The organism is Gordonia lacunae, from assembly GCF_002149015.1.
GTDB lineage: Bacteria > Actinomycetota > Actinomycetes > Mycobacteriales > Mycobacteriaceae > Gordonia > Gordonia lacunae.
The window spans coordinates 78,381-102,777 of sequence record NZ_NGFO01000020.1 but is presented as its reverse complement, the minus strand read 5'-3'; the positions used below and the strand labels follow the sequence as shown (position 1 = coordinate 102,777).

21 protein-coding genes are annotated in these 24,397 nt (G+C 68.1%); 9 read left to right on the top strand and 12 right to left on the bottom strand.

The genetic code is table 11. The features are described from left to right. A partial coding sequence (locus CA982_RS17255) for a DoxX family protein (RefSeq protein ID WP_086536492.1) occupies nucleotides 1–872 on the top strand: 872 nt, incomplete at its 5' end. 90 nt (nucleotides 873–962) lie between these two features. On the opposite strand, the gene ilvD is transcribed toward CA982_RS17255, so the two are convergent. The 3 genes from ilvD to CA982_RS17240 form a co-directional block, all read right to left on the bottom strand. Next, a complete protein-coding gene (gene ilvD / locus CA982_RS17250) occupies nucleotides 963–2,807 on the bottom strand; it encodes a dihydroxy-acid dehydratase (protein ID WP_086536491.1) in 1,845 nt (614 codons plus the stop codon). A 271-nt stretch (nucleotides 2,808–3,078) separates the two neighbouring features. Continuing rightward, on the bottom strand, nucleotides 3,079–4,425 hold the full coding sequence (gene mgtE / locus CA982_RS17245; protein WP_086536490.1) for a magnesium transporter: 1,347 nt from the start codon (nucleotides 4,423–4,425) through the stop codon (nucleotides 3,079–3,081). 97 nt (nucleotides 4,426–4,522) lie between these two features. Further along, the gene (locus tag CA982_RS17240; protein ID WP_086536501.1) at nucleotides 4,523–4,981 is read right to left on the bottom strand and encodes a PH domain-containing protein; all 459 of its coding nucleotides are present in this window, start codon (nucleotides 4,979–4,981) and stop codon (nucleotides 4,523–4,525) included. A 347-nt stretch (nucleotides 4,982–5,328) separates the two neighbouring features. Between CA982_RS17240 and CA982_RS17235 the strand changes: the two genes are divergently transcribed. The 3 genes from CA982_RS17235 (at nucleotide 5,329) to ilvC (ending at nucleotide 8,925) form a co-directional block, all read left to right on the top strand. After that, entirely contained in the window at nucleotides 5,329–7,293 is a 1,965-nt protein-coding gene (locus tag CA982_RS17235; RefSeq protein ID WP_086536489.1) for an acetolactate synthase large subunit, read from the top strand. Beyond that, nucleotides 7,290–7,793 (top strand): acetolactate synthase small subunit, encoded by a 504-nt coding sequence (gene ilvN, locus CA982_RS17230; protein WP_004019305.1) that lies wholly within the window; start codon nucleotides 7,290–7,292, stop codon nucleotides 7,791–7,793. The genes CA982_RS17235 and ilvN overlap by 4 nt, the downstream gene beginning before the upstream one ends. Before the next feature lie 118 nt (nucleotides 7,794–7,911). Further along, the gene (gene ilvC, locus CA982_RS17225; protein WP_010841326.1) at nucleotides 7,912–8,925 is read left to right on the top strand and encodes a ketol-acid reductoisomerase; all 1,014 of its coding nucleotides are present in this window, start codon (nucleotides 7,912–7,914) and stop codon (nucleotides 8,923–8,925) included. Between the two features lie 233 nt (nucleotides 8,926–9,158). Here the strand turns inward: ilvC and CA982_RS17220 are convergent, their stop codons facing one another. From CA982_RS17220 to CA982_RS17190, 7 genes are all read right to left on the bottom strand, one after another. After that, a complete protein-coding gene (locus CA982_RS17220; RefSeq protein WP_086536488.1) occupies nucleotides 9,159–10,823 on the bottom strand; it encodes an MFS transporter in 1,665 nt (554 codons plus the stop codon). Between the two features lie 214 nt (nucleotides 10,824–11,037). Beyond that, a complete protein-coding gene (locus CA982_RS17215) occupies nucleotides 11,038–11,259 on the bottom strand; it encodes a hypothetical protein (RefSeq protein ID WP_244176336.1) in 222 nt (73 codons plus the stop codon). A gap of 47 nt (nucleotides 11,260–11,306) precedes the next feature. Further along, the gene (locus CA982_RS17210; protein ID WP_086536486.1) at nucleotides 11,307–12,044 is read right to left on the bottom strand and encodes an SDR family NAD(P)-dependent oxidoreductase; all 738 of its coding nucleotides are present in this window, start codon (nucleotides 12,042–12,044) and stop codon (nucleotides 11,307–11,309) included. A gap of 27 nt (nucleotides 12,045–12,071) precedes the next feature. Further along, nucleotides 12,072–12,836, bottom strand: a complete 765-nt coding sequence (locus CA982_RS17205) for an SDR family NAD(P)-dependent oxidoreductase (RefSeq protein ID WP_086536485.1) — start codon at nucleotides 12,834–12,836, stop codon at nucleotides 12,072–12,074. Further along, on the bottom strand, nucleotides 12,833–14,206 hold the full coding sequence (locus CA982_RS17200) for an MFS transporter (protein WP_086536484.1): 1,374 nt from the start codon (nucleotides 14,204–14,206) through the stop codon (nucleotides 12,833–12,835). Before CA982_RS17200 ends, CA982_RS17205 begins: the two co-directional genes overlap by 4 nt. Nucleotides 14,207–14,311: 105 nt before the next feature. Further along, nucleotides 14,312–15,190, bottom strand: coding sequence for a polysaccharide deacetylase family protein (locus CA982_RS17195; protein ID WP_086536483.1), 879 nt, complete (start codon nucleotides 15,188–15,190; stop codon nucleotides 14,312–14,314). Between the two features lie 3 nt (nucleotides 15,191–15,193). Then, nucleotides 15,194–16,357 carry an asparaginase gene (locus CA982_RS17190; protein ID WP_086536482.1) on the bottom strand — a complete coding sequence of 388 codons (1,164 nt, stop codon included), beginning with the start codon at nucleotides 16,355–16,357 and terminating at the stop codon, nucleotides 15,194–15,196. A gap of 246 nt (nucleotides 16,358–16,603) precedes the next feature. Between CA982_RS17190 and CA982_RS17185 the strand changes: the two genes are divergently transcribed. Beyond that, complete coding sequence (locus CA982_RS17185) at nucleotides 16,604–17,626, top strand: LacI family DNA-binding transcriptional regulator (RefSeq protein WP_086536481.1); 1,023 nt, start codon at nucleotides 16,604–16,606, stop codon at nucleotides 17,624–17,626. A 95-nt stretch (nucleotides 17,627–17,721) separates the two neighbouring features. On the opposite strand, the gene CA982_RS17180 is transcribed toward CA982_RS17185, so the two are convergent. Further along, nucleotides 17,722–18,387, bottom strand: a complete 666-nt coding sequence (locus tag CA982_RS17180) for a chymotrypsin family serine protease (protein WP_086536480.1) — start codon at nucleotides 18,385–18,387, stop codon at nucleotides 17,722–17,724. 342 nt (nucleotides 18,388–18,729) lie between these two features. On the opposite strand from CA982_RS17180, the gene serA reads away from it, so the two are divergent. Beyond that, nucleotides 18,730–20,325 (top strand): phosphoglycerate dehydrogenase, encoded by a 1,596-nt coding sequence (gene serA, locus CA982_RS17175; RefSeq protein WP_086536500.1) that lies wholly within the window; start codon nucleotides 18,730–18,732, stop codon nucleotides 20,323–20,325. Then, nucleotides 20,322–21,329 carry a 3-isopropylmalate dehydrogenase gene (locus CA982_RS17170; RefSeq protein ID WP_086536479.1) on the top strand — a complete coding sequence of 336 codons (1,008 nt, stop codon included), beginning with the start codon at nucleotides 20,322–20,324 and terminating at the stop codon, nucleotides 21,327–21,329. Before serA ends, CA982_RS17170 begins: the two co-directional genes overlap by 4 nt. Nucleotides 21,330–21,427: 98 nt before the next feature. Here the strand turns inward: CA982_RS17170 and CA982_RS17165 are convergent, their stop codons facing one another. Beyond that, nucleotides 21,428–22,657: an MFS transporter gene (locus tag CA982_RS17165; RefSeq protein WP_086536478.1), complete on the bottom strand. Its 1,230-nt coding sequence runs from the start codon at nucleotides 22,655–22,657 to the stop codon at nucleotides 21,428–21,430. Between the two features lie 148 nt (nucleotides 22,658–22,805). On the opposite strand from CA982_RS17165, the gene CA982_RS17160 reads away from it, so the two are divergent. Together CA982_RS17160 and CA982_RS17155 are read left to right on the top strand one after the other, a co-directional pair. Further along, nucleotides 22,806–23,576, top strand: a complete 771-nt coding sequence (locus tag CA982_RS17160; RefSeq protein ID WP_086536477.1) for a fumarylacetoacetate hydrolase family protein — start codon at nucleotides 22,806–22,808, stop codon at nucleotides 23,574–23,576. Then, nucleotides 23,573–24,397, top strand: a complete 825-nt coding sequence (locus tag CA982_RS17155; RefSeq protein WP_086536476.1) for an alpha/beta fold hydrolase — start codon at nucleotides 23,573–23,575, stop codon at nucleotides 24,395–24,397. Before CA982_RS17160 ends, CA982_RS17155 begins: the two co-directional genes overlap by 4 nt.

Genomic DNA, 24,397 nt, shown 5'->3' with positions numbered 1-24,397 from the left:
TCCCGACGGCAGCCGGGTCGCCGTCGACGGCGGACGACGACTTCGAGACCGTGCAGTTCGCGAAGCGTCCCGGTCCCGCCCGCGCGCAGCCCATCGACGCTCCCACCGACAATGCGGTCACCACCCCTGAGCCGGCTCTGCCGCCGGTCGGCACCGCGCGCTACGACTTCCTCGATGACGACGACGATGTGGTGTCCCGCGCCCGCGGGGAGTCGACGGACACCGAGATCCCCGACGACGAGCCGCGCGGCCGCCGCCGGTTCGGCCGGCGGCGGACCGATGACGACACCGAGGGCCGTCGTGGTGTGGCGGTCGACGACGATCTTCAGGACGCGCTCGCGAAGTCGCGGCGCGGCACGATCGACCTGGGCCTGCTGGTACTGCGCATCGCGCTCGGCGGTGTGGTCGGCGCCCACGGGCTGCAGAAGCTGTTCGGGCTGTGGAACGGTCCGCGCCTCAGCGGGTTCGAGTCCATGCTCGTCGACGCCGGGTTCAGTGCCGACTACGCCCAGATCCTCGCGATCGTCGGCGCCCTGTCGGAGACGATCGGCGGTCTGATGGTGATCATCGGCCTGCTGACGCCGATCGGGGCGTCGGCGATCCTCGGCACGATGCTCGTCGCCGCGGCCTACAAGATGTCGATGGCAGGCGGGTTCACGTTCTTCGCCGCCGCCGGCGGAGTCGAGTTCGAACTCTTCCTGGCGGTGGCCGCGGCAGTCGTCATCCTCACCGGCCCGGGGCTGTACTCGCTCGACTATCCGCGTGGCTGGGCGCGACGGCCGTTCGTCGGCTCGTTCCTGTGGCTCATCGTCGGCGCGGCTGCCGCTGTCGCGGTCTGGGTCCTGGCGAACGGCAGCAACCCACTCGTCTGACCCACTGGTCCGCCCGGAACAGACAGAGTGCGGGGAACGTATCGGAATCCGATACGTTCCCCGCACTCTGTGGTGGGTGGTCTGGCCGGGTCAGTCGACCTGCCGCACCGCGCCGCGGTCCGCCGACGTCGCGAGCTTGGCATAGGCGCGCAGCGCAGTGGTGACCGTGCGCTGACGGTCCTTCGGCTGCCACGGACGCTCGGAGGCCTCCATCTTGGCGCGGCGCTCGGCGAGCACGTCGTCGTCGACGAGAACCTGGAGCCTGCGGGTCTTGACGTCGATGAGGATCGGATCGCCGTCCTCGACGAGTCCGATGGCACCACCCGACGCGGCTTCGGGGGACATGTGCCCGACCGACAGACCCGACGACCCGCCGGAGAACCGGCCATCGGTGATCAGCGCGCACTTCTTGCCCATCCCGGTGCCCTTCATGAAGGCGGTCGGGTGGAGCATCTCCTGCATCCCGGGTCCGCCCGCGGGACCCTCGTAGCGCACCACGAGGACCTCGCCGGCCTGGATGGTCTTGGACAGGATGACCTGGACCGCGTCCTCCTGACTCTCGACGACGCGGGCCGGGCCCTCGAAGTGCCACAGATCCTCGTCGATGCCGGCGGTCTTCAGGACCGCGCCGTCCGGGGCGAGGTTTCCGCGGAGCACGCACAGACCGCCTTCGACGGTGTACGCGTGCGCGAGGTCGCGGATGCAGCCACCCTCGGCGTCGGTGTCGAGCGAACTCCACCGGTTCGCGGTCGAGAACGGTGTGGTGGTGCGGACGCCGCCCGGTGCGGCGTGGAAGAGTTCGACGGCCTCGTCGATCGCCTTGCCACCGCGGATGTCCCAGTCGTCGAGCGCCTGGGCCATGGTCGGGGTGTGCACGGTCGACGCGGTGTCGTCGAGCAGGCCGGCGCGGCGCAGTTCGCCGAGGATGGCCGGGATTCCGCCGGCCCGATGGACGTCCTCCATGTGATAGTCCGAGTTCGGCGAGACCTTGGACAGGCACGGGACGTTGCGGCTGATCTCGTCGATGACCGTGAGGTCGAAGTCGGCGACCTCGCCCTCCTGCGCCGCGGCGAGGATGTGGAGCACGGTGTTCGTCGAGCCGCCCATCGCGACGTCGAGGGCCATCGCGTTGCGGAATGCGGTCGGGGTGGCGATGTTCCGCGGGAGCACCGACGCGTCGTCGTCGCGATACCAGCGCGTCGCCGCGTCGACGACCACAGTGCCGGCACGCTGGAACAGTGCTCGACGCGCCTCGTGGGTGGCCAGGGTCGAACCGTTGCCGGGCAGCGCGAGTCCGAGCGCCTCGGTCAGGCAGTTCATCGAGTTGGCGGTGAACATGCCCGAGCACGAACCACAGGTCGGGCACGCGGAACGCTCGACCTCGTCGAGGCCGGCCTCGTCGACGGCGCTGTTGGCCGACGCCGAGATGGTGGTGATCAGGTCCGACGACGGATGCGCGACATCGCCGACGACGACGGCCTTGCCGGCCTCCATCGGTCCGCCGGAGACGAACACCGTCGGGATGTTCAGGCGCATCGCGGCATTGAGCATGCCCGGCGTGATCTTGTCGCAGTTCGAGATACACACCAGCGCGTCGGCGGTGTGCGCGTTGACCATGTATTCGACCGAGTCGGCGATGATCTCGCGGCTGGGCAGCGAGTAGAGCATGCCGCCGTGGCCCATCGCGATTCCGTCGTCGACGGCGATGGTGTGGAACTCGCGCGGCACGCCGCCGGCGGCCCGCACGGCCTCGGCCACGATGTCGCCGACATCCTTCAGATGCACGTGTCCCGGCACGAACTGGGTGTAGGAGTTGGCGATCGCCACGATCGGCTTGCCGAAATCGTCGTCGGTCATCCCGGTGGCGCGCCACAGGGAGCGGGCGCCGGCGGCTTCGCGGCCGACGGTGGTGGTGCGTGACCTCAGAGCAGGCATGGTTCCTCGAATCGATCGTCTGGCTCGGGCGGGCCCGGCGCGATCGGATGTGCGATGACAGATCGGCGCCGGACTCTTCGGCTCAACTCCGCGACCGGAGGGGTTGTTTCCCCACGGGCTTTGGCCGGGCGCGGCTGTGTTGACGGGCGCCGCCTCGCTGAGGGTGGGCGTGGGGGAGCGCCGAGAAGTCAGGCTACTCCGCTGCGACGAGGGGTAACAAAACGATTCGGCGTCCGAGCACGACCTCGCCGGTCACGTCCCGCGGTCGGGGTCAGATCCCCAGCACCGCCTTGGCGATCGAGAAGTAGAGGAGGAGGCCGGTGGCGTCGCAGAACGTCGAGATGAACGGCGTGGAGAACACCGCGGGATCGACGCGGATGGACTTCGCGATCAGCGGCATCACGCCGCCCACGGTCGCGGCCAGGGTGCACACCGACAGTATCGTCGCAGCGATGACCACACCGATGTCGAGGCCGTAGACGAGAGCGGCGACGGCGAACCCGGCGAGTCCGAGTAGCGCACCCATGGTCAGTCCCACCCGGACTTCCTTGGCGGCGACGCGGGCGACGTCGCGCGGGGCGACCTCGTCGGTGGCGAGTGCGCGGGTCACGGTGGTCGCCGCCTGCGAACCGGTGTTGCCACCGATCCCGGTGAGCAGCGGGATGAACAGTGCCAGCGCGACCCGCTGCTCGAGGGTGCCCTCGAAGATCTCCAGCACGTTGACGGTGAGGATCGCCGACACCGCGAGGACGAACAGCCACACGATCCGGGCGCGCGTGATCGACAGGATGGACGAGAGCAGGTAGGGGTCGCGGAGCGGTTCGCGCGCGCCCGCCCGCGCCTCGTCGGTGTCCCGGGCCTGCTCGACGACTTCGACGGCATCGTCGATCGTCAGCACGCCCACCAGACGGCTGTCGTTGTCGACGACGGGCATCGCGAGGATTCCGCGGTCCACACACCGCTGCGCGGTGGCTTCGGCGTCGTCCTCGGCATGGGCGAACATCGGCTTGTTCATCAGGTCGCGGACGGGTTCGGCCGGGTCGGCCAGGAGAAGGTCGCGCAGGCTGACCACACCGCACAGCGAGCGGGCGCCGTCGAGGACGGGCACGGTGTAGATGGTCTCCGCGGCATGTCCGCGTTCTCGCACGCGAGCCAATGCGTCGCCGGCCGGTTCGTCCTCTCGTGCGTGGACGAACTCGGGACTCATCCGACGCCCCACCGAACCGCGCGGGTAGCCGAGAACCACCGCGGTCATGTCGCGTTCGGCCGGGGTGAGCTGCTGGATCAGCGACTTGGCGACTCCCGCGGGCAGCTCGTCCAGCAGCTCGGCGCGATCGTCGGGGTCGAGGTGATCGAAGGCCGCGGCCACCTCGGCCGTGCCCAGATCGTCGATGAGGCGGCGCTGCGAGCCGGCCGACAGATCGTCGAAGACCTCCACCGCCAGATCCTTGGCCAGCAGACGGAACGCGACCCCGCGGGACTTGTGGGGGAGCCGGTCGAGCAGGGCGGCGATGTCGCCCGCCGGCAGCGTGGACAGCGTCGTCCCGACGTCTGCGAGGCGACCTGCCGAGATCAGTTCGTCGAGTTCACCGGCGTCGAATGTTCGGGTGTGCTCCACGGCCGCACTCTATCGCCGGAACGAGAGGTGACAGGTAGGCGGTGGCCGGCCGAGAGGAGAGGAGGAGGTGCCATCCGGGCGTGGGCGGCGCCGACTCCTACTTGGCGGAGCGGGCTGCCTCGAACGGGTCCGGGATACGACCACCGCTGACGATCGACAACGCCGGGAGATCACGGAAACCGATGGCGGGCAACCGGACTCGGTTGCCGTCGGTGAGCACCGCGCGCACCGAACTCCATTTCGGGAACTGCAGTCCCGCGACCTCCGACCAGGCGATCTCGGTGGTGGAGAACATCCGGACGGCGCGTAGGCCGTTCTCGGTCACCACGGTCCGCAGCCGGTGGATCCACAGCCACAGCACGACGGGTACGACGAGTGCGATGGCGAACCAGGGGGAGGCGCCGACCAGCAGCACGACCACCAGGGCGACCATCGGGACCGTGAAGTACGCGATCCGGTTGATGCGGAACGTCACCGGGTAGTCGAACGTGACGTCGTCGTCGGCTGGGGTGGTACTGGTCTTCGGGTCTACGGGGTCGGTGGAATCAGTCGGCACGCGTCCATTGTGCCAACCGGCCATGGGGCTCCCTACCGACGGGTTCATCGCGCCGTACCGAAAATGCGGTGTGGACGCGACCGGTTCGACCAGTGATTTCCCAGATGGTGGGACACCATGGTCCGGAGTTTGACTCAGAACCGAACACAGTCCTACCGTGAACGCGTGATGCAGAACGGGATCCTCGTAGTAATCGGCTGGCGCGTCTTCGCCTGACCGGTCACCTCGCAGACCCCCCACCGGCATCGACGCGCCACCCTCGAACAGCGGAAGCTGTCGGGGGTTTTTTCATGCCAGGTACTTCCATCACGGATATCGGATTCCACAACCAAGATGAGGATCGTGCAGTGAGCGCACCAACAGCACGCACCGACGCCGGCCGCAGCGAGCCGACGCGTAACGCAGGACTGCGGCAGCAGTCTCCGGCGGCGGGCAACCTCCGTGCGGTAACCCAGCACACCGTCGCGCCCGAGCGTGTCAGCGGCGCCCAGTCTGTGGTTCGGTCCCTCGAGGAACTCGGTGTCGAGGTCGTCTTCGGCATTCCGGGTGGCGCGGTCCTGCCGGTCTACGACCCGCTGCTGGACTCGCAGAAGGTCCGCCACGTCCTCGTCCGTCACGAGCAGGGCGCAGGCCACGCCGCCACCGGTTACGCCCAGGTCGCCGGGCGCGCCGGCGTCATGATGGCCACGTCCGGTCCCGGTGCCACCAACCTGGTGACCCCGCTGGCCGACGCCCAGATGGACTCGGTGCCCGTCGTCGCGATCACCGGTCAGGTCGGTCGCGCACTCATCGGCACCGATGCCTTCCAGGAAGCCGACATCTCCGGCATCACCATGCCGATCACCAAGCACAACTTCCTGGTCAGCCGGGCGATCGACATCCCCAAGACCATCGCGGAGGCGTTCCACATCGCCGAGAGCGGTCGTCCCGGGGCGGTCCTGGTCGACATCCCCAAGGACATCCTGCAGTCGCAGACCACTTTCTCGTGGCCACCGCAGATCGACCTGCCCGGTTACCGTCCGGTGACCAAGCCGCACGGCAAGCAGGTGCGCGAGGCGGCCCGTCTGATCAACGCCGCGAAGTCGCCAGTGCTCTACGTCGGCGGCGGTGTCATCAAGGCGAACGCCTCGGCGGAGCTGCTGGAACTGGCCGAGCTCACCGGCATCCCGGTGGTCACCACGCTGATGGCGCGGGGTGCGTTCCCCGACAGCCATCAGCTGCACCTGGGCATGCCGGGCATGCACGGCACGGTGGCGGCGGTCGCGGGGCTGCAGCGCAGCGATCTACTGATCACCCTCGGCGCGCGCTTCGACGACCGCGTCACCGGACAGTTGTCGTCGTTCGCGCCGAACGCGAAGGTGATCCACGCCGACATCGATCCCGCCGAGATCGGCAAGAACCGGCCTGTCGACGTGCCGATCGTCGGTGACTGCAAGGCGGTCATCGCCGAGCTCACCGAAGCCCTGCGCGACGAGCGGGCGACGAGCGGCTCGACTCCGGACATCTCGCAGTGGTGGTCCTACCTGGACAACCTGCGCCGGACCTACCCGCTGAGCTACGACCGGCAGACCGACGGCTCGATGTCGCCGGAGTTCGTCATCCAGGCCCTCGGCAAGGCTGCCGGCCCGGACGCCGTGTACTGCGCGGGCGTCGGCCAGCACCAGATGTGGGCCGCGCAGTTCATCTCCTACGAGAAGCCGCGCACCTGGCTGAACTCCGGTGGTCTGGGCACGATGGGCTACGCGGTGCCCGCCGCCATGGGCGCCAAGGCCGCCGACCCCGACGCCGAGGTGTGGGCGATCGACGGTGACGGTTGTTTCCAGATGACCAACCAGGAGCTCGCCACCTGCGCGATCGAGGGCATCCCGATCAAGGTGGCGCTCATCAACAACGGCAACCTGGGCATGGTTCGTCAGTGGCAGACGCTGTTCTACGAGGAGCGCTACTCGAACACCGACCTGTCGACCCATTCGCGGATGATCCCGGACTTCGTCAAGCTGTCGGAGGCGCTGGGCTGCGTGGCCTTCCGCGTCGAACGCGAAGAAGACGTCGACGAGGTGATCGCGAAGGCGCGGGAGATCAACGACCGCCCGGTGGTCATCGACTTCATCGTCGGCAAGGACGCCCAGGTGTGGCCGATGGTCGCCGCGGGCACCGGCAACGACGAGATCATGGCCGCCCGCGACATCCGGCCGCTGTTCGACGACGAAGAGTCGGCGTCGGGTCCGGTGGAGATCCACCAGGCGATGGACGGCCATCAAACGGTCGAGAACGCACCGGCCGATCGCGCAACCCAGAAGGACGAGCAGTGAGCACCACCCATACCCTCAGTGTCCTGGTCGAAGACCGGCCCGGCGTCCTCGCGCGTATCTCGGCGCTGTTCTCGCGGCGCGGGTTCAACATCGAGTCCCTCGCCGTCGGCCCCACCGAGCTCAAGGGCATCTCGCGGATGACGATCATGGTCTCCGTGGAGGACTTCCCGCTCGAGCAGGTCACCAAGCAGCTCAACAAGCTGATCAACGTGATCAAGATCGTCGAGCAGGATCCGGGGAGCTCGGTGTCCCGCGAGCTGATGATGGTCAAGGTGCGCTCCGACTCGACTGTGCGCACCGAGGTCATCGAGGTGGTGAACCTGTTCCGCGCCAAGGTGATCGACGTCTCGCCCGAGTCGCTCACGATCGAGGCCACGGGTACGTCGGAAAAACTCGAAGCACTTCTGCGGATGCTCGATCCGTATGGAATCCGGGAGATCGCGCAATCAGGCGCGGTGACCCTCGGTCGGGGACCGAAGAGCATGTCGGCCAACCGCTGACAGAGAATCCCGCTGCCGTCGTGCTCATCTGGGCACCGGCGAGGAGCGACAAGGGAATTACGAATCCCGGCGGATTCCGAGAATCCGTCGAGGACACCACATATCGAAGGGAAACATAGTGGCCATCGAACTGTTCTACGACGACGACGCGGATCTGTCGATCATCCAGGGTCGCAAGGTCGCGGTGATCGGCTACGGCAGCCAGGGCCATGCGCATTCGCTGTCGCTGCGCGACTCCGGCGTCGACGTCGTGATCGGCCTCCGCGAGGGTTCCAAGTCGAAGGCCAAGGCCGAGGAGCAGGGCCTCAAGGTGCTGACCGCTTCCGAGGCCGCCGCCTGGGCCGACGTCATCATGGTCCTGGCGCCCGACACCTCGCAGGCCTCGATCTTCACCGAGGACATCGAGCCGAACCTGCAGGACGGCAACGCGCTGTTCTTCGGCCACGGTCTGAACATCCACTTCGGCCTGATCAAGGCGCCGGAGAACGTGACCGTCGCGATGGTCGCCCCGAAGGGTCCCGGCCACCTCGTGCGCCGTCAGTTCGTCGACGGCAAGGGCGTTCCGGCGCTCATCGCCGTCCACCAGGACCCGAAGGGCGAGGGCCAGGCGCTCGCGCTCAGCTACGCCAGCGCCATCGGCGGTGGTCGTGCCGGGATCATCAAGACCACCTTCAAGGAAGAGACCGAGACCGACCTCTTCGGTGAGCAGGCCGTGCTGTGTGGCGGCACCGAGGAACTGGTCAAGACCGGCTTCGAGGTCATGGTCGAGGCGGGCTACGCCCCGGAGATGGCCTACTTCGAGGTGCTGCACGAGCTCAAGCTCATCGTCGACCTCATGTACGAGGGCGGCATCGCCCGCATGAACTACTCGGTCTCCGACACCGCCGAGTTCGGTGGATACGTGTCGGGCCCGCGGGTCATCGACGCCGACACCAAGGAGCGCATGCGCGGCATCCTCACCGACATCCAGGACGGCACCTTCGTCAAGCGCCTCGTCGCCAATGTCGAGGGCGGCAACAAGGAGCTCGAGGGTCTGCGCAAGGAGAACGCGGAGCACCCGATCGAGGTCACCGGCAAGAAGCTGCGCGACCTGATGAGCTGGGTCGACCGCCCGATCACCGAGACCGCCTGAGTCGCAGTCGTAGTGCGCTGAACGCAGCGCACAGCGGGCCCGCACCATTGTGGTGCGGGCCCGCTTCTGTCTCCGCAAACCCACCCCTTTCCGGTGAACCCACCGGGGTCGCGGGGGGAGGGAGTTCCGAAAGAGGGTGGATTCGGCCGCGTTCGATCGCTCGTCCCAACCCCGAACCGCTTGTCTGACAACTCGTTTGTGCGAGCGCTACGCCTACCTGCGCCGGTCGGCGATCACACCGGGTCGCGCGGCGCGGGTTGATCGTCCCGATGACGGTGCAGGTGCAGGTGTTTCGAGGACGAGGCGCTGCCCACGATGACCCCGGCCGCGAACACCTTCTCCGGGCTCGTCATATCGATGGGATTGTCGACGGCTCGCCGGACCAGCAGCGCACTCGCGACCACGCCGAGGACCGCGACCACCACGGTCATCCCGAAGGTCAGCACGTGTGCCGACGACGCCGCGTCCAGGGTGCTGCGGAGGTAGTCGGTGAACTCGGGGTCGAAGTGATCGGGACGTAGTCCGGTCTGTTCGGCCGCTTCGATGTCGCTGCGCAGCTTCTCGTACTGCGCGGCGGTGAGGTCCGGCAGGTCCGAGGAGTCGATGCGCTCGTGGAGTTCGTGCACATACGTCGCGTGGAAGACGAGGTAGAACGCAGCGATGCCGAGCGCACCGCCGAACTGCTCGGCGGTGGCGGAGACGCCGGACACCTGGCCGTGATGGCGGGCCGGCACCGAATCCAGCGACACCGGGTCGTTGACGGTCAGCACGATGGCCAGGCCGATGCCATAGAGGGTGAGTCCGGGGATGAGCGGCACGAATTCATGGGTCGGCACGGCCAGCATCAGCGCCACGCCCGCCAGTCCCAGGACGCCGAAACCGGTCATCAGCGGGAACCGCCCGCCGACCTTGTCGTACCACCGACCGGCAAGCGGGGCGACGATCACCATCGGGAGCGTGGTGGGCAGCAGCGCGAGGCCGGCAGTCGTCGGATCCATCCCGAGATTGAGGATCAGCAGCAACGGGAAGATGACGCCCAGGCCCATCTCGATCATGCCGCCCAGTCCTTGACTGACGGTGGCCCCGGCGTAATTTCGATGACTGACCAGCAGCCGTAAGTCCATCAGGGGGACCGCGATACGCCGTTCGACGACCACGAACGCCGCGGCGGAGAGCGCTGCGATCACCAGGGGCAGCCACACGCCCGGCGACGCCCACCCCCACACCTGGGACTGGCCGATCCCGAAGACCACGCCGAGCAAGGTGATGCTCAGCAGGACGGCGCCGATCACATCGACTCGATCCCGGTCGGCCCGTCGAGGATCGTGCGGTACCACCAGGAGAGCGATCACCATCGACAGCGCGGCGAGTGGCAGGTTGACGAGCATGACGAAACGCCAGCCGAGGGCCCCGGTCAGCGCGCCGCCGATGATCGGGCCCAGCGCGCCCGCCACCGCGGCGGCGCCGCCCAGAGTGCCCAGGGCGCGGCCTGCATCCTTCTCGCCGGCCACGGCCGAGACGATGGCGACGGAGGTCGGGAGCAGGAGCGCACCGCCGGCGCCCTGGACCACGCGGGCGGCCACGAGGAACTCGAAGGTCGGCGCGAGTCCGGCGGCGAGCGAGGCGGCGGCGAAGACGATCGAGCCCGCACAGAACACCCGCCGGAGACCGTAGAGGTCGCCCAGACGACCGCCGAGAACCATGAGCCCGGCGAGCGGCAGCAGGCTTGCCGTGAGAACCCACTGCACGCTGCTCGAGCCGACCCCGAATTCGTCCATGATCGCCGGCAACGCCAAAGGCACCGCGGTCTGGCTGACCAGGATCACCGCGTTGCCGATCGTCATGGCGACGATGACGAGCCCGAGCCGGGGAGATGCCGGTGTGTCGCGCGCGCTCATTCGGCCTCCTCGCGGGCGGCGTGATCGGACCGCACGGGGTCCAACATCGCACGCCGGAGCGGACGGCGAACCACTATCGGCCTGATCCGGACGAACCGGTCCCACAAGTGTGCAGCCGGACGATCGAGGCGCACGCGGACGGTGGGGCGGACGATGTGGAACGGCGCGGCGGCCGGATGATCTCGGCCGCCGCGCCGGGTTCGAGGCGTCGGTGTCAGTGGGCGTGCGCCGCCAGCCCGCGGAACCGGACGTGTTCCGGTGAGAGCCCGGAACGTTCGGCGACGGATCCCACCAGCTCGTCGTAGGTCCGGCACACGACCGCCGATCCGGTGAGGGAGGCGACGACCCATCCCGAGGGGATCGCGCGCACCGTGTGCCGACGCAGCACCTCCGACATCCGGCGCGCCACCTCGGCGCGTCGGCGCGGACCGCTCACGAACTCGGCGGCCCAATCCGGGGGTGCCCCCGCGCAGCCCCCACACATCAGGGCATCACGTCGCCGGAGTTGGGGCCGAGCACTTGGCCGACGAACAGGTTGCCGCCCGGATCGGACGCCAGGAGCACTGCCACCGGGGCGATCTCCTCGGGTCGTCCGAACCGGCCGAGCGGCAGCTCGGCGCGTTTGCTGTGCTTCCAGTCGTCGTCGATGCCCGCCACCATCGGGGTGTCGACCGGTCCGGGTGCGATCGCGTTCACCAGCACGCCGCGAGTGGCGGTCTCGAGTGAGATCGACTTCGACATGGCGATGACTCCTGCCTTCGCCGCGGCGTAGTGCGCCAGTGAGACACCGCCTTTGATGGCCAGCTGCGACGCCACGTTGATGATGCGGCCGGCGCCCTGGTCCAGCATCGGTCGCAGCGCCGCCCGGTTGCACAGGAAGACGCTGGTGAGATCGATGTCGACGGTCTCCCGCCACAACTCGGTCGGCATGTCCACGGTGGGCGACTGGGTGAGGATCCCGTGCGAGCAGACGAGGATGTCGAGTCCACCGTCCTCCGCGACGACGCGCTCGACGAGAGCGTCGACCTCGGTCTCGGACGTCGCATCGAGGACGACACCGCGCCGGGCACCGATCTCGTCGGCCACTGTGGGCACCCGATGGTCGCGATCGGCCAGCGTCACCTCGGCGCCCTCGGCGACGTAGGCGGCGGCGATCGCGCGACCGATTCCCGACGCCGCGCCGGTCACCAGGGCGCGCTTCCCCGGAAGTGCTCCGGCCATGTTGAATCCTCTCTCTCAGAACGTCGTTCAGTCGCGCATCGCGGTGGTGAGCGCACCGTCCACGACGATCGCCTGACCGCTGACATACGAGGCCTGCGGACCGGACAGGAAGGCGATGACCTCGGCGACCTCGCGCGGGTGACCGACCCGGCCCCACGGGATGTATCCCCCTGCTCGGTCGAGCCCTTCGGGTCCCAGGGAATTGACGGCGTCGCTCGACTGCGGGGTGCGGATCAGGCCGGGGATGATCGCGTTCGCGCGGATTCCCCGGGGGCCGTATTCGACGGCGAGACTGCGTGCGAGGCCGATCACGCCGGCCTTCGCGGTCGCATAGTGCGCGTGATCCTGCCACCCATAGACCCCGCCCGCGATCGACGAGATCACGGTCACCGATCCGCCTTCGGTCATGTGGCGCAGTCCGGCGCGGGCGGTCCGCATCACCCCGTGCAGGTCGACATCCATCATGTCGTGCCACTGGTCGTCGGTCATCGTGTCGAAGGACGCCTCACGGAGGATGCCCGCGTTGGCCACGGCGACGTCGAGACGCCCCCACGTCGACACGAGTTCGTCGGCGAAGGCGTCCACCGAGTCGGTCGACCGGACGTCCACTTCGACGATCCGTCCTTGCCCGCCGACATCATTGACATCCCGCAGGGTCGACTCGGGGTCGTGCGGGTCGCCCGGGAACGTCCCGATACCCACCCGCACACCACGTTCGGCGAGGCACACTGCGGTGGCGGCGCCGATTCCCGATGCGGCGCCGGTGATCATCGCGACGATCTGACCGGTCATGCCTGAGCTCCTGCCGTCGTCGCGGGTCCGGCGGGCACGCCCGCCGACGGCGGCGTGTCGGCGACCTTGCGCGCACCGAGCACGATCACGGCCGATGCGATGGCTCCCAGGGCGCCGACCCAGAGGGCGGCCGTCGAGTAGCCGACCGACGCCGCGGTGAGACCGGTCAGGATGAAGCCCGAGATGATCGCCCCCGGTTGCGACATCGCGCCGATGAAAGCGCTTCCGGTTGCGCGGCAATCGGTGTCGAAGCACTCCGCCTGGAAGAACATGATCGCGGCATACGGGCCGAGGAGGAAGAACAAGCCCATCATGTAGGTCACGAGCACGAAGATCTGACTCGACGGTCCGAGAAGCATCGCGCCGAAGAACAGACCCGACAGCAACCAGCCGACGGCGATGGTGTTGCGGCGCCCGAAACGGTCGCCCGCCCATCCATGCGCGAGGTAGCCGGCGACCGCGACCAGGTTGGACAGCACCACGAGGATCAGGGTGCTGGAGGCGTCGATCCCCTTGCCCTTCTCCAGCACCGTGGTGCCCAGGACCGAGAAGGTCTGGATGGCGAACCAGTTGAGCAGCCAGGCCAGGGACAACACGACGGTGTTGCGCAGGTGCTTGCCGGTGAAGATCCGCTTGAAGGGGGCCGAGGTCTGCTCGACCGTCGCGGTCGCGGCGGCGAGTGCTGCTGCCTCGTCGTGCTTTCCGGCCTTGCGGAGCTGCTTGACGGCGTGTTGCGCCTCGAACTGGGGGCTCTCCTTGAGCGTGCGGCACACCAGAGCGACGATGACCGCCGGGATGGTCGCCAGCAGGAACGCGATTCGCCAGGAGTCCGCGCCGAAGATCGCCGTCACGATGGCGACGAACCCGGCCGCGAGCAGTGCGCCGGCCGGCCAGCCGGTCTGGACCATCGAGTAGACGAATCCCCGACGCTTCTTGATCTTCTCGTCCTCGGTCAGCTCGTAGAGCTCGTTGAGATACGTGGCATTGACCGACTGTTCGGCGAGGCCCAGACCGCTGATCGCGCGGACTCCGATCAGCGACGTCGCGCCGAAGGTCGCGGCGGTGGCCGCCGACGACGCAGCAGTGCCGCCGACCGAGATGATCATTCCCTTACGGCGTCCGAGCTTGTCCACCATGGGGCCCACGAGGAGGACCACGATGGCGGTGCCGACGCTGACGAGGGTGGAGACCAGGAGGGCGTGACTGGTGGTCCAGCCGAACGACTCCTCGATCCGCGGAAGCAGCGTGCCGAACAGGATGAAGTCGTACACCGCGATCGTCCAGGCGAAGAACGCGATTCCGGATGCTCGGCGGGTCTCCTTGCCGGTGACACGCCGCAATCCCGAGGTGGGGGTGGTGGGTCGAGACATGGTTGTGCTCTCTTGCTCAAAGGGGTTGGGCGGACTCGCCGGCACGTCATCGGGTCGGCGATGGGAAAGCGATGGGAAAAGGATGGAATGGCGGTGGACAACCGGTCAGTCGCGCGGCGACCGCTTCTTGAAGTCCTCGGCGATGGTGTCGAAGTTCACCCAGCGGACGCCGTCGTGCGAGTTGATGTGCTCGATCAGTCGCTCGAGCATGAGCAGAACCTGCGGACGGCCGGAGACGTCCGGGTGGATGGTGAAGGTGAAGACCGCGTAGTCACTTTCGCGGTAGACCCAGTCGAATTGGTCGCGCCACATCTCTTCGATGTGCCGCGGGTTGACGAAGCCGTGGCTGTTCGGGCTGCCCTTGATGAACATCATCGGCGGCAGGTCGTCGAGGTACCAGCTCGCCGGGATCTCGACGAGGTCTGTCTCCTCGCCGCGGACAAGCGGTTTCATCCATTCCGCGGCCGGCTTGTCGTAGTCGATCGGGGTCCATGAGTCACCGACACGGACGTAGTACGGCTCGAAGTCACGGTGCATCAGCGAGTGGTCGTAGGTGATCCCGCGCTCGACGAGCAACTCGTTGGTGACCTTGCTGAACTCCCACCACGGCGCGACGTATCCGGTGGGCCGCTTGCCGGTCCGCGTGCTGATCAGATCGATGCAGTGATCGAGGATCTCCGACTCCTGCTCCCGTGTCATGGCGATCGGGTTCTCGTGACTGTATCCGTGCAAACCGATCTCGTGTCCCGCGGCGACGACCTGATCGAACTGTTCGGGGAATGTCTCGACGGAGTGTCCCGGCCAGAACCAGGTCGCCGGGAGATCGTATTTCGCGAGCAGGTTGTTGAGGCGGGGGACACCGACCTCGCCGGCGAACACACCGCGCGAGATGTCCCCGGGCGAGTTCTCGCCGCCGTAGGAGCCCAGCCAGCCGCCGACCGCGTCGACGTCGATTCCGAAGGCTACGAAGATTTCCTTGGCCATTGTTCAGTCCTCCTTGGTTGTGTGGCGTTCGGTGGTGTGGAGATCGGTGGTGGCGACATCGGTCGCACAGCGACCGGTGGGGAAGCGATCGCCGTGGACGACGGTGTCGAGACGAGTGGCGACGTCCCCGCTTCGCGGCTCGGCTGCTTCCCGGGCTCGGCCGGGGGCGTCGGCCGGTGTCAGGTCGGCGTAGGTCGAGATCAGCTCTGCCAGTGGCTTGCTGTCTGTGAGACCAGTGGACAGCAACAGTGCCAACAGGATTCGCGCCTGGGTCGCGGGTAGTCCGGAGACGGGTGGGACACCGGCCGCGACCAGGTCGGCGCCGCCGCCGTTGCCGTAGACACCCCGGACAGGTCCGGCCGGTACCCGGGTGGACAGGACGAGCGCGAGACCGTCGCCGACGAGATCGCTCGCGGCGTCGACGATGGCGGGGTTCCCGTTGCCGATGCCGGTGCCGGCCAGCACGATTCCGGCGGCGCCGCAGTTCGCGGCCGCGCGCAGCAGTGCGTCGTCCGCACCGGGATAGACATCGACGAGATCGACACGAGTGTCGTCGAATGCGGCGCCCGGGCGCGGCAGTGGGTCGGGTCGCGGTGTCGTGGGTCCGAAGCAGACCTGCCCATCGGTCACGGTGCCCGACGGGGGAGAGACGACGGAGCGGAAGGCGTCGAGTGCGATCGTGTGGATCTTTCGTGCCCCGCGGGCGGGGATGATCTGCCCGGCGAAGACGATCATGACGCCACGGTCGCGCGCGGACGGGGTCGCGGCGACGCGGACGGCGTCGGTGAGATTGCCCGGGCCGTCACCGTCGGCGGTGTCACCGGCCCGTTGGGCCCCCGTCAGGACGACGGGACGGGGATCGTCGTGGACGAGGTCGAGGAGGATCGCGGTCTCCTCCATGGTGTCGGTCCCGTGCGTGATGACCACGCCGTCGACCGGTTCTGTGGGCCGGGCGAGGAGTGAGCCGACCGCGTCACTGATCTGCCGCAGGTGTCCGAGCGTCAACCGATAGGACCCGACCGTCATCAGATCGACCGTCTCGACCTCGACGTCGCCGAGGCCGGCGCGTCCGACCAGCCGCGCGGCGGTCTGGGTGGCGACGACTCCGTCGTCGGTCGCCTCGGACGCGATCGTGCCGCCTGTGGCGATGACTGCGATCCGCGTCATCGGCGACAGCTCGGCAATGACGAGAGCCCCCCGGCACCGGGGGCCATGGTGATGACTGTGACGTGCATGACGTGAAGTGAAACACAGCCCAAACGTTTGACGCAATCGTTTGTGTAACTTCCGCCAAACGATTGTGTAAATCGCGACGTAACAGAACGCGTTGGGTACGCTGTGGGCCACCGACGAGAGAGGGCCGGGTTGAGAAAGCCAGCAGAGGGGCCGGCGAGGGGACCGCTGACGCTCCGCATGATCGCGACGGAACTCGGGGTCAGCCCGTCGACCGTGTCCCGTGTGCTCAACACGCCCGGTGACGCCGCGCTCCGCTGGGGATCGTCCGACACGGTCGCCCGGATCCGGGCGTTCGCGGCCGAGCACGACTACTCGCCGAATCCGCAGGCGTCGAGTCTGCGCACACGACGCTCGGGACTGATCGGGGTGCTCGTGCCCCGGCTACAGGACTACGTCCTCGCGACCATCTACGAGGGAGTCGAGGAGGCGGCGTACGAGTCGGGTCTGTCGACATTCGTCACCAACTCGCTGGACAAGCCGGACAACCAGCGGGCGCGCACCCGCATGATGATCGACCGGCGCGTCGACGGCCTAATTTACGGAGACGCCCACCTCGACCATCACTTCCTCGACGAGATCTATTCGCAGGGAATCAAATTCGCGCTCGTGTCCCGAACTGCGGGGGACTATCCCTCGGCGACCGTCGACGACGTGAAGGGCGGGCGGCTGGTCGGCGGGCATCTGCTCGACACCGGACGACGAGATGTCGCGGTACTCGCCGGCTGGGAATTCGCCTCCACTGCACGCGACCGGACTAACGGGATCGTGACCACGTTCGCCGAACACGGCGTCGAGATCCCGGACGACCGCATCGTCTATTCGGGCTTCGATCCGGCCGGCGGCCGGGCCGCCGTCGAGCAACTGCTCTCGACCGGACCGGTGCCCGATGCCATCTTCGCGACCAACGACTTCGCCGCGATCGGAGCGTTCGGAGCCCTGCGCGATCGCGGGATCCGGGTGCCCGACGACGTTGCCCTCGTCGGCTACAACGACACGCCCATCGCGGCCGGCGGCGCCGTCCCGCTGACCACGATCCGGTCACCGATGCACGAGATGGGCAGGCGCGCCGTCGGCTTGCTGCTCGAGGTCATCGGCGGTCGGACGCCGGAGTCGGTCGTGCTCGAGCCCGAACTCATCGTCCGCTCGAGCAGCACCTCCGCGAGCGTTGGGACGGGCGGCCCGTCATCCGTCGAGGCCTGACGAGCGGGCTCCCATATCGCCGGAGCTGACCCGAACACGACGACGCCCCGGAGGAGAACCATCCGGGGCGTCGGTGGGGGTGGGACCCGGAGTCGTCAGGCGACCCGGAATCCCTTGTAGGCGTCGAGTGAAGCGATCCGCTTGAGGATCGGCTGGATGTTGGTACCGGTCTCGGGGCCGAGGCAACCGAGGAAGTAGTAGGCGTTGACCATCCCCACGAGGCGATCGCCCACGACCACGGGACTGCCGGAGTCACCCTCGATCACGCACATCTGGCTGACGTGGACGTCGCCGTCGGAGAACCAGGCGATACCGCAGGTGTTGCCGGTGGTCCGGCCTTCCTTGCAGGCGATGGTCGGGAAGCCGAGCGGCTTGGGGTCGACCGAGCGGATGGTGACGCCGCGGACGGTGCGCAGCGGCACGACGCGCGAGGCGTCGAATTCGACGATCGCCATGTCGAGATCGGGCGCGGTGTAGGTGATGGTGCCGGCCTGGCCGCGATCCTGGAAGGTCTCGGAGTAAACCTTCTGACCGGGGGTGCCGCAGTGACCAGCGGTGACGCCGATGAGCTTGTTGGTCTTCGAGCGGCCGATGGTGGTCAGCGTGCAGGCCGCCGCCGAGTTGCCGCCCTTGAGGACCAGGATGCCGGAGCCGCCTCCCACGAAGATCTTCGCCGGTGCGGCGACCGCGACGCCCCCTCCCCAGCCGGCCAGCACCGTCGCAGCCAAAACCGCCAACAGCACTGTCAGCTTCTTCGTCATCCGCACTCCACTTCTCGGGTCCAACCAGTTCTCGGTCACGGGCATCGGGCCACCCGTCGGGACTTCGCAACTGGCGGCAAGCACACCGTACCGGTCCCCCCGGGCGCACATGTCTGCGTGGGATCGACCCGCGGTCGGTTTGCAACACTTCCGTGATGCTCCACGCAAGGCAGACGTAATGCGGGTCACACTCTACCCGTGCCGGGGGACAGGTCTCCGGTTTCGGGGTACACCGCATGCTCGGCGGCACCTACCACACCTTTAAGCTGTCGTACGGAGTCGTCACCGACACTCCGCACCGCCGATCGTGAAACCGCACTCCCCGAACCTGGAGAAATGACTGTGAGCTCTGCTGGCCGCCCGGTTGTACTCATCGCCGACAAGCTGGCGCCGTCCACCGTGGAAGCACTCGGTGACGGTGTCGAGGTGCGATGGGTCGACGGCCCGGATCGTCCCAAGTTGCTCGAGGCGGTCGTCGACGCCGACGCCATCCTGGTCCGCTCGGCGACGACCGTGGACGCCGAGGTCCTCGATGCGGGCAAGAAGCTGAAGATCATCGCCCGGGCGGGCGTCGGTCTGGACAACGTGGACGTCCCCGCGGCGACCGAGCGCGGCGTCATGGTCGTCAACGCCCCGACCTCCAACATCCACACGGCGGCCGAACACGCTGTCGCGCTGCTGATGTCGGCCTCGCGGCAGATCCCGGCCGCCGACGCCACCCTGCGTGAGAAGACCTGGAAGCGTTCGTCGTTCAACGGTGTCGAGATCTTCGACAAGACCGTCGGCGTGGTCGGCCTCGGCCGCATCGGTCAGCTCGTGGCCGCCCGGCTCGCCGCGTTCGAGACCCACATCATCGCCTACGACCCCTACGTGTCGCCGGCCCGCGCGGCCCAGTTGGGGATCGAGCTGGTCAGCCTCGACGAACTGCTCGAGCGCGCCGACTTCATCACCGTGCACCTGCCGAAGACGCCGGAGACCCTGGGCCTGATCGGCGCCGAGCAGCTCGCCCGGACCAAGAAGGGCGTGGTCATCGTCAACGCCGCCCGCGGTGGTCTCATCGACGAGCAGGCCCTGGCCGATGCGATCACCTCCGGTCAGGTACGCGCCGCCGGACTAGACGTCTTCGCCACCGAGCCCTGCACCGACTCGCCGCTGTTCGAGCTCCCGCAGGTCGTGGTGACCCCGCACCTCGGTGCCTCGACCAGCGAGGCGCAGGACCGTGCCGGCACCGACGTCGCCAAGAGTGTGCGCTTGGCGCTGGCCGGACACTTCGTCCCCGATGCGGTCAACATCACCGGCGGAGCCGTCGACGAAGAGGTCGCTCCGTGGCTCGAGGTCGCCCGCAAGGCCGGCGTTCTCGTCGGTGCGATCAGCAACGAGCCGCCGACCTCGATCGTCGTGGACGTGCGCGGTGAACTCGCCGCCAACAACGTCGACGTCCTCGGACTCTCGGCCCTGCGCGGTCTGTTCTCGGCGGTGCTCGACGAGCCGGTCACCTTCGTCAACGCGCCCGCGGTCGCCGAGGGGCGCGGTGTGACCAGCGAGGTCACGACCGCGCCGGAGAGCCCCAACCACCGCAGTGTGGTCGACGTGAAGGCCGTCTTCGCCGACGGTTCCACCCACAACGTCTCGGGCACCCTCTCGGGTCCGCGGCTGGTGGAGAAGATCGTCAACATCAACGGCCGCAACTTCGACCTCCGTGCCGAGGGCCACAACCTGATCGTCAGCTACGACGACCAGCCGGGTTCGCTGGGCAAGATCGGCACCCTGCTCGGCAATGCCGGCATCGACATCCTGGCGGCCGGTCTGTCCCAGGACGCCGAGGGCGGCGGAGCCACGATGATGCTCCGCGTGAGCAGCGTTCTCGACGATGACGTCGTCGCCGCGATCGGCGACGCGGTCAGCGCGACCCTGATCGAACAGGTCGACCTCTCATGAAACTCGCAGTCATCGCCGGCGACGGCATCGGTCCCGAGGTCATCACCGAGGCATTGGGGGTGCTCGAGTCGGTCGTGCCGGCGGTGAGCACCACCGAGTTCGATCTCGGCGCGCGTCGCTACCACCGCAACGGCGAGTTGCTGACCGAGGACGACCTCGAGTCGCTCCGCCGTCACGACGCCATCCTGCTGGGCGCGATCGGCGATCCGTCGGTGCCGTCGGGTGTGCTGGAGCGCGGTCTGCTCCTCACCATGCGGTTCGCCCTCGACCACCACGTCAACCTGCGGCCGTCGCGCCGGTTCCCAGGCGTCTCCTCGCCGCTGGCCGGCGACCCCGACATCGACTTCGTGGTGGTGCGGGAGGGGACCGAGGGGCCCTACACCGGCAACGGCGGTGCGATTCGGGTCGGCACCCCGAACGAGGTCGCCACCGAGGTGAGCGTCAACACCCGTTTCGGCGTGGAGCGTGTGGTGCGCAATGCCTTCCAGCGCGCGCAGCAGCGTCGTAAGAAGCTGACGCTGGTGCACAAGACCAACGTCCTCACCTTCGCCGGATCGATGTGGAGCCGTGCGGTCGACGAGGTCGGCGCCGAATTCCCCGACGTCACGACCGACTACTGCCACGTGGACGCGGCGACCATCTACCTGGTCACCGATCCCGGCCGATTCGACGTCATCGTCACCGACAACCTGTTCGGCGACATCATCACCGACATCGCGGCCGCGGTGAGCGGCGGAATCGGACTGGCCGCGTCGGGCAACATCGACGCCACCGGCGCCAACCCGTCGATGTTCGAGCCCGTCCACGGGTCGGCACCCGACATCGCCGGTCAGGGCAAGGCCGATCCGACGGCCGCGATCCTGTCGGTCGCGCTCCTGCTCCAGCATCTCGGCGACGACGACGCCGCCGCGCGGATCGAGAAGGCCGTCGCCGACGACCTCGCCGATCGCAGCGGTACGTTCAGCACCGCCGAGATCGGGACGCGCATCCGCGAGCGGCTGTAGTCCCGCCCGGACCCACAACTCCGGCGCGGCGAGTGAACCCGCCGTGAAGGACGAGCCCGCCACCGGATCGGTGGCGGGCTCGTCCATCAGCGGTGGAGCTACACGTCCACCAGTTCGTCGGCTCCCCGGGTCCGGTCGCGAGGGACCAGCGGTGTGGCGACGAGCGGTGCGAGGGCGGTCGCGGCGAATGCGAGGGGGAAGCCCACCGCGGCGATCAGTGCCCCGAGGAGCGGCGTGGTCGCCGCGGTCACCAGATACTGTCCGGTGTTCTGGACGGCCAGGCCGCGCCCGCTCCATTCGGGTCCGACGTATTCGGCTATGGCCGTGAACGCAAGACCGTTGTCGGCGACCGAGATGATGCTCGCGACCGCCATGAGCGCGGGTGCCAGCGGGCTGTCGAACCAGTCGCTGACCGCGAGTGCGAACATGGCGGCGACCCCGGCGACCGCGATCACCCGGACCGGTCGCATCCGTGACATCCATGCATCCGACCATCGTCCGGCGACTATCCGTCCCAGCGCACCGACGACCTGGGTCACCGTGATCAGCGTGCCGGCGCCGGCCGGCGACCATCCGTGCGCGACGATCAGCCAGGTGGGCACGAACGTCCACAGCATCGACTGAGGGATGACGAGCAGCATGCTGACGATGTGGATGCGCGCGAGGAAAGAGTTGCCGCGGTAGGGGTTCGCGCGTGGGGCAGGGTCCGGGGTCACCGTGGCGGGAGCCGCGCGGCGCGGTGGGTCGGTGATGCCGACGATCACCGCGACGAGTCCCGCGGCGGTCACCGCGGCCGGGATCGCCAGGGCGGCAGCAGGTCCCGAGCTCGCCGCGACGACCGGCATGGTCAGTGCGCAGACACCGATGCCCAGCGGCTGGGCCATCTGACGGATGCCCATCGCGGTTCCGCGCTGATGCGCGGGAAACCAACCGACGACGATCCGGCCGCTGGCGCCGTTCGCGGCGCCCGAACCGAGACCGCCCACCAGGAGCGCGGCGCCCACGACGACATACGACGCGTCGGCCGACGCGGCGACCGCGGCCGCGATTGCGCCGCAGAGGGAGATGGACAGGGACAGCAGCAGGATGCGGCGTTCGCCGTAGCGGTCCAACAGGATTCCCCACGGGATCGTCGCGGCCATCAGGCCGATGGTCGGGACCGCGGCGAGTGTCGACGCCTCGGTCAGCGTGAGGCCGGCGTCGGTGTGCAGCGCCGGGATCAGATAGGCGACGCCGCTGACCACGCACGTCGTGGTGAGTGCGGCGAGGAGTGAACACCCGAGGATGATCCACCTTCTGGCAGTGGTGATGTCGTCGACATCGGTCATGTGTCACTCACCTCGCTGTCTGATCGGGCGATCGTCGCCGCAACCCATCTCAATATATGAAACGGACTGCCCACATTGTAAAACTCGATCGGAGGCCGGCCAACTCGGCTCCCAACGTGTGGGATCGGCGGTGCGATAGGGTCTGGACATGCGCTTAGGTCGAATTGCGAGTCCTGCCGGCGTGGCATTCGTGTCCGTCGAGGGCGACGGTGACGACACCGTCATGAAGGAGATCGCCGAGCACCCGTTCGGCACGCCGACGTTCACCGGTCGCTCGTGGAAGTCGGCAGATGTGCGGATCCTGGCGCCGATCCTGGCCAGCAAGGTGATCTGCATCGGCAAGAACTACGCCGCACACGCCGCGGAGATGGGTGGCGAAGCGCCCGCCGACCCGGTGATCTTCCTGAAACCGAACACCTCGATCATCGGCCCCGAGCTGCCCATCGTGCGTCCGCCGTCGTCGGAACGTGTGGACTACGAAGGTGAACTCGCGATCGTCATCGGACGGGCGTGCAAGGACGTGAAGGCCGCTCAGGCCAAGGATGTGATCCTCGGTTACACGGTCGCCAACGACGTGACCGCCCGCGACCACCAGCAGGCCGACGGGCAGTGGACCCGGGGGAAGGGCTACGACACCTTCTGTCCGCTCGGCCCGTGGATCGACACCGCGTTCGACCCGTCCGACGTCGAACTCGTGACGGAACTCGACGGCGAGGTCAAGCAGCGGACCCGCACGTCGCTGATGCTCCACGACGTCGGTGAGATCGTCGAATGGATCTCGCGCGTCATGACCCTGCTGCCGGGCGACGTGATCCTCACGGGCACCCCGGAAGGTGTGGGACCCATGGTCGCCGGCCAGCGTGTCTCGGTGACCGTCGAGGGTATCGGTACGCTCTCCAACCCGGTGGTGGACAAGTGACAGCTCCCAGTACGGCTCGAGTCAACGGCATCGACATCTCCTACAGCGTGGCCGGTTCCGGCCCGCTGATCGTCATGGTGATGGGGACCGGTAGCCCCGGCCGAGTGTGGAAGGCCCACCAGGAACCGGCCTTGGTGAAGGCCGGCTTCACCGTGGTGACCTTCGACAACCGCGGTGTCGCGCCGTCCTCGGAGTGTGCGGAGGGGTTCACGCTCGACGACATGGTCGCCGACACGGCTGCCCTGATCGAGCACCTCGGGCGCGGACCCGCGATCGTCATCGGTACCTCACTGGGGGCCCGGATCACCCAGGAGCTGGCGCTGGCGCGGCCGGATGTGGTGAAGGCGGCGGTGATGGTGGCGACCTACGGCCGCAACACCCCACTGCAGGAAGCGATCTCGGCCGGGGAGCGAGCGCTCTACGACAACAAGATCAAGCTGCCGCCCGAGTACGAGGCCGCCATCACCGCCCATCTGAACCTGTCGCCGCACACGCTCGACGACGACCGCACGGCGCGTGACTGGCTCGACATCATCGGATTCTCCCCGCAGACGATCACCCCGGGGGTCCGTGCGCAGCTCGAACTGCACAACAAGGAGTCCAACCGCCTCGCGGCCTACCGCGGCATCGACCGGCCGGCGCTGGTCGTCGGTTTCGCCGACGATCGGACGCTGCCGGCGAAGCTGGCGCGCGAAGTCGCCGAGGCCATTCCGGGCGCGCAGTACGTCGAGATCGAACGGGCCGGTCATTTCGGCTATCTCGAACAGCCGGCGGAGGTGAACAGGGTCCTCGTCGAGTTCTGCGAGCGGCACCGGGCCTGA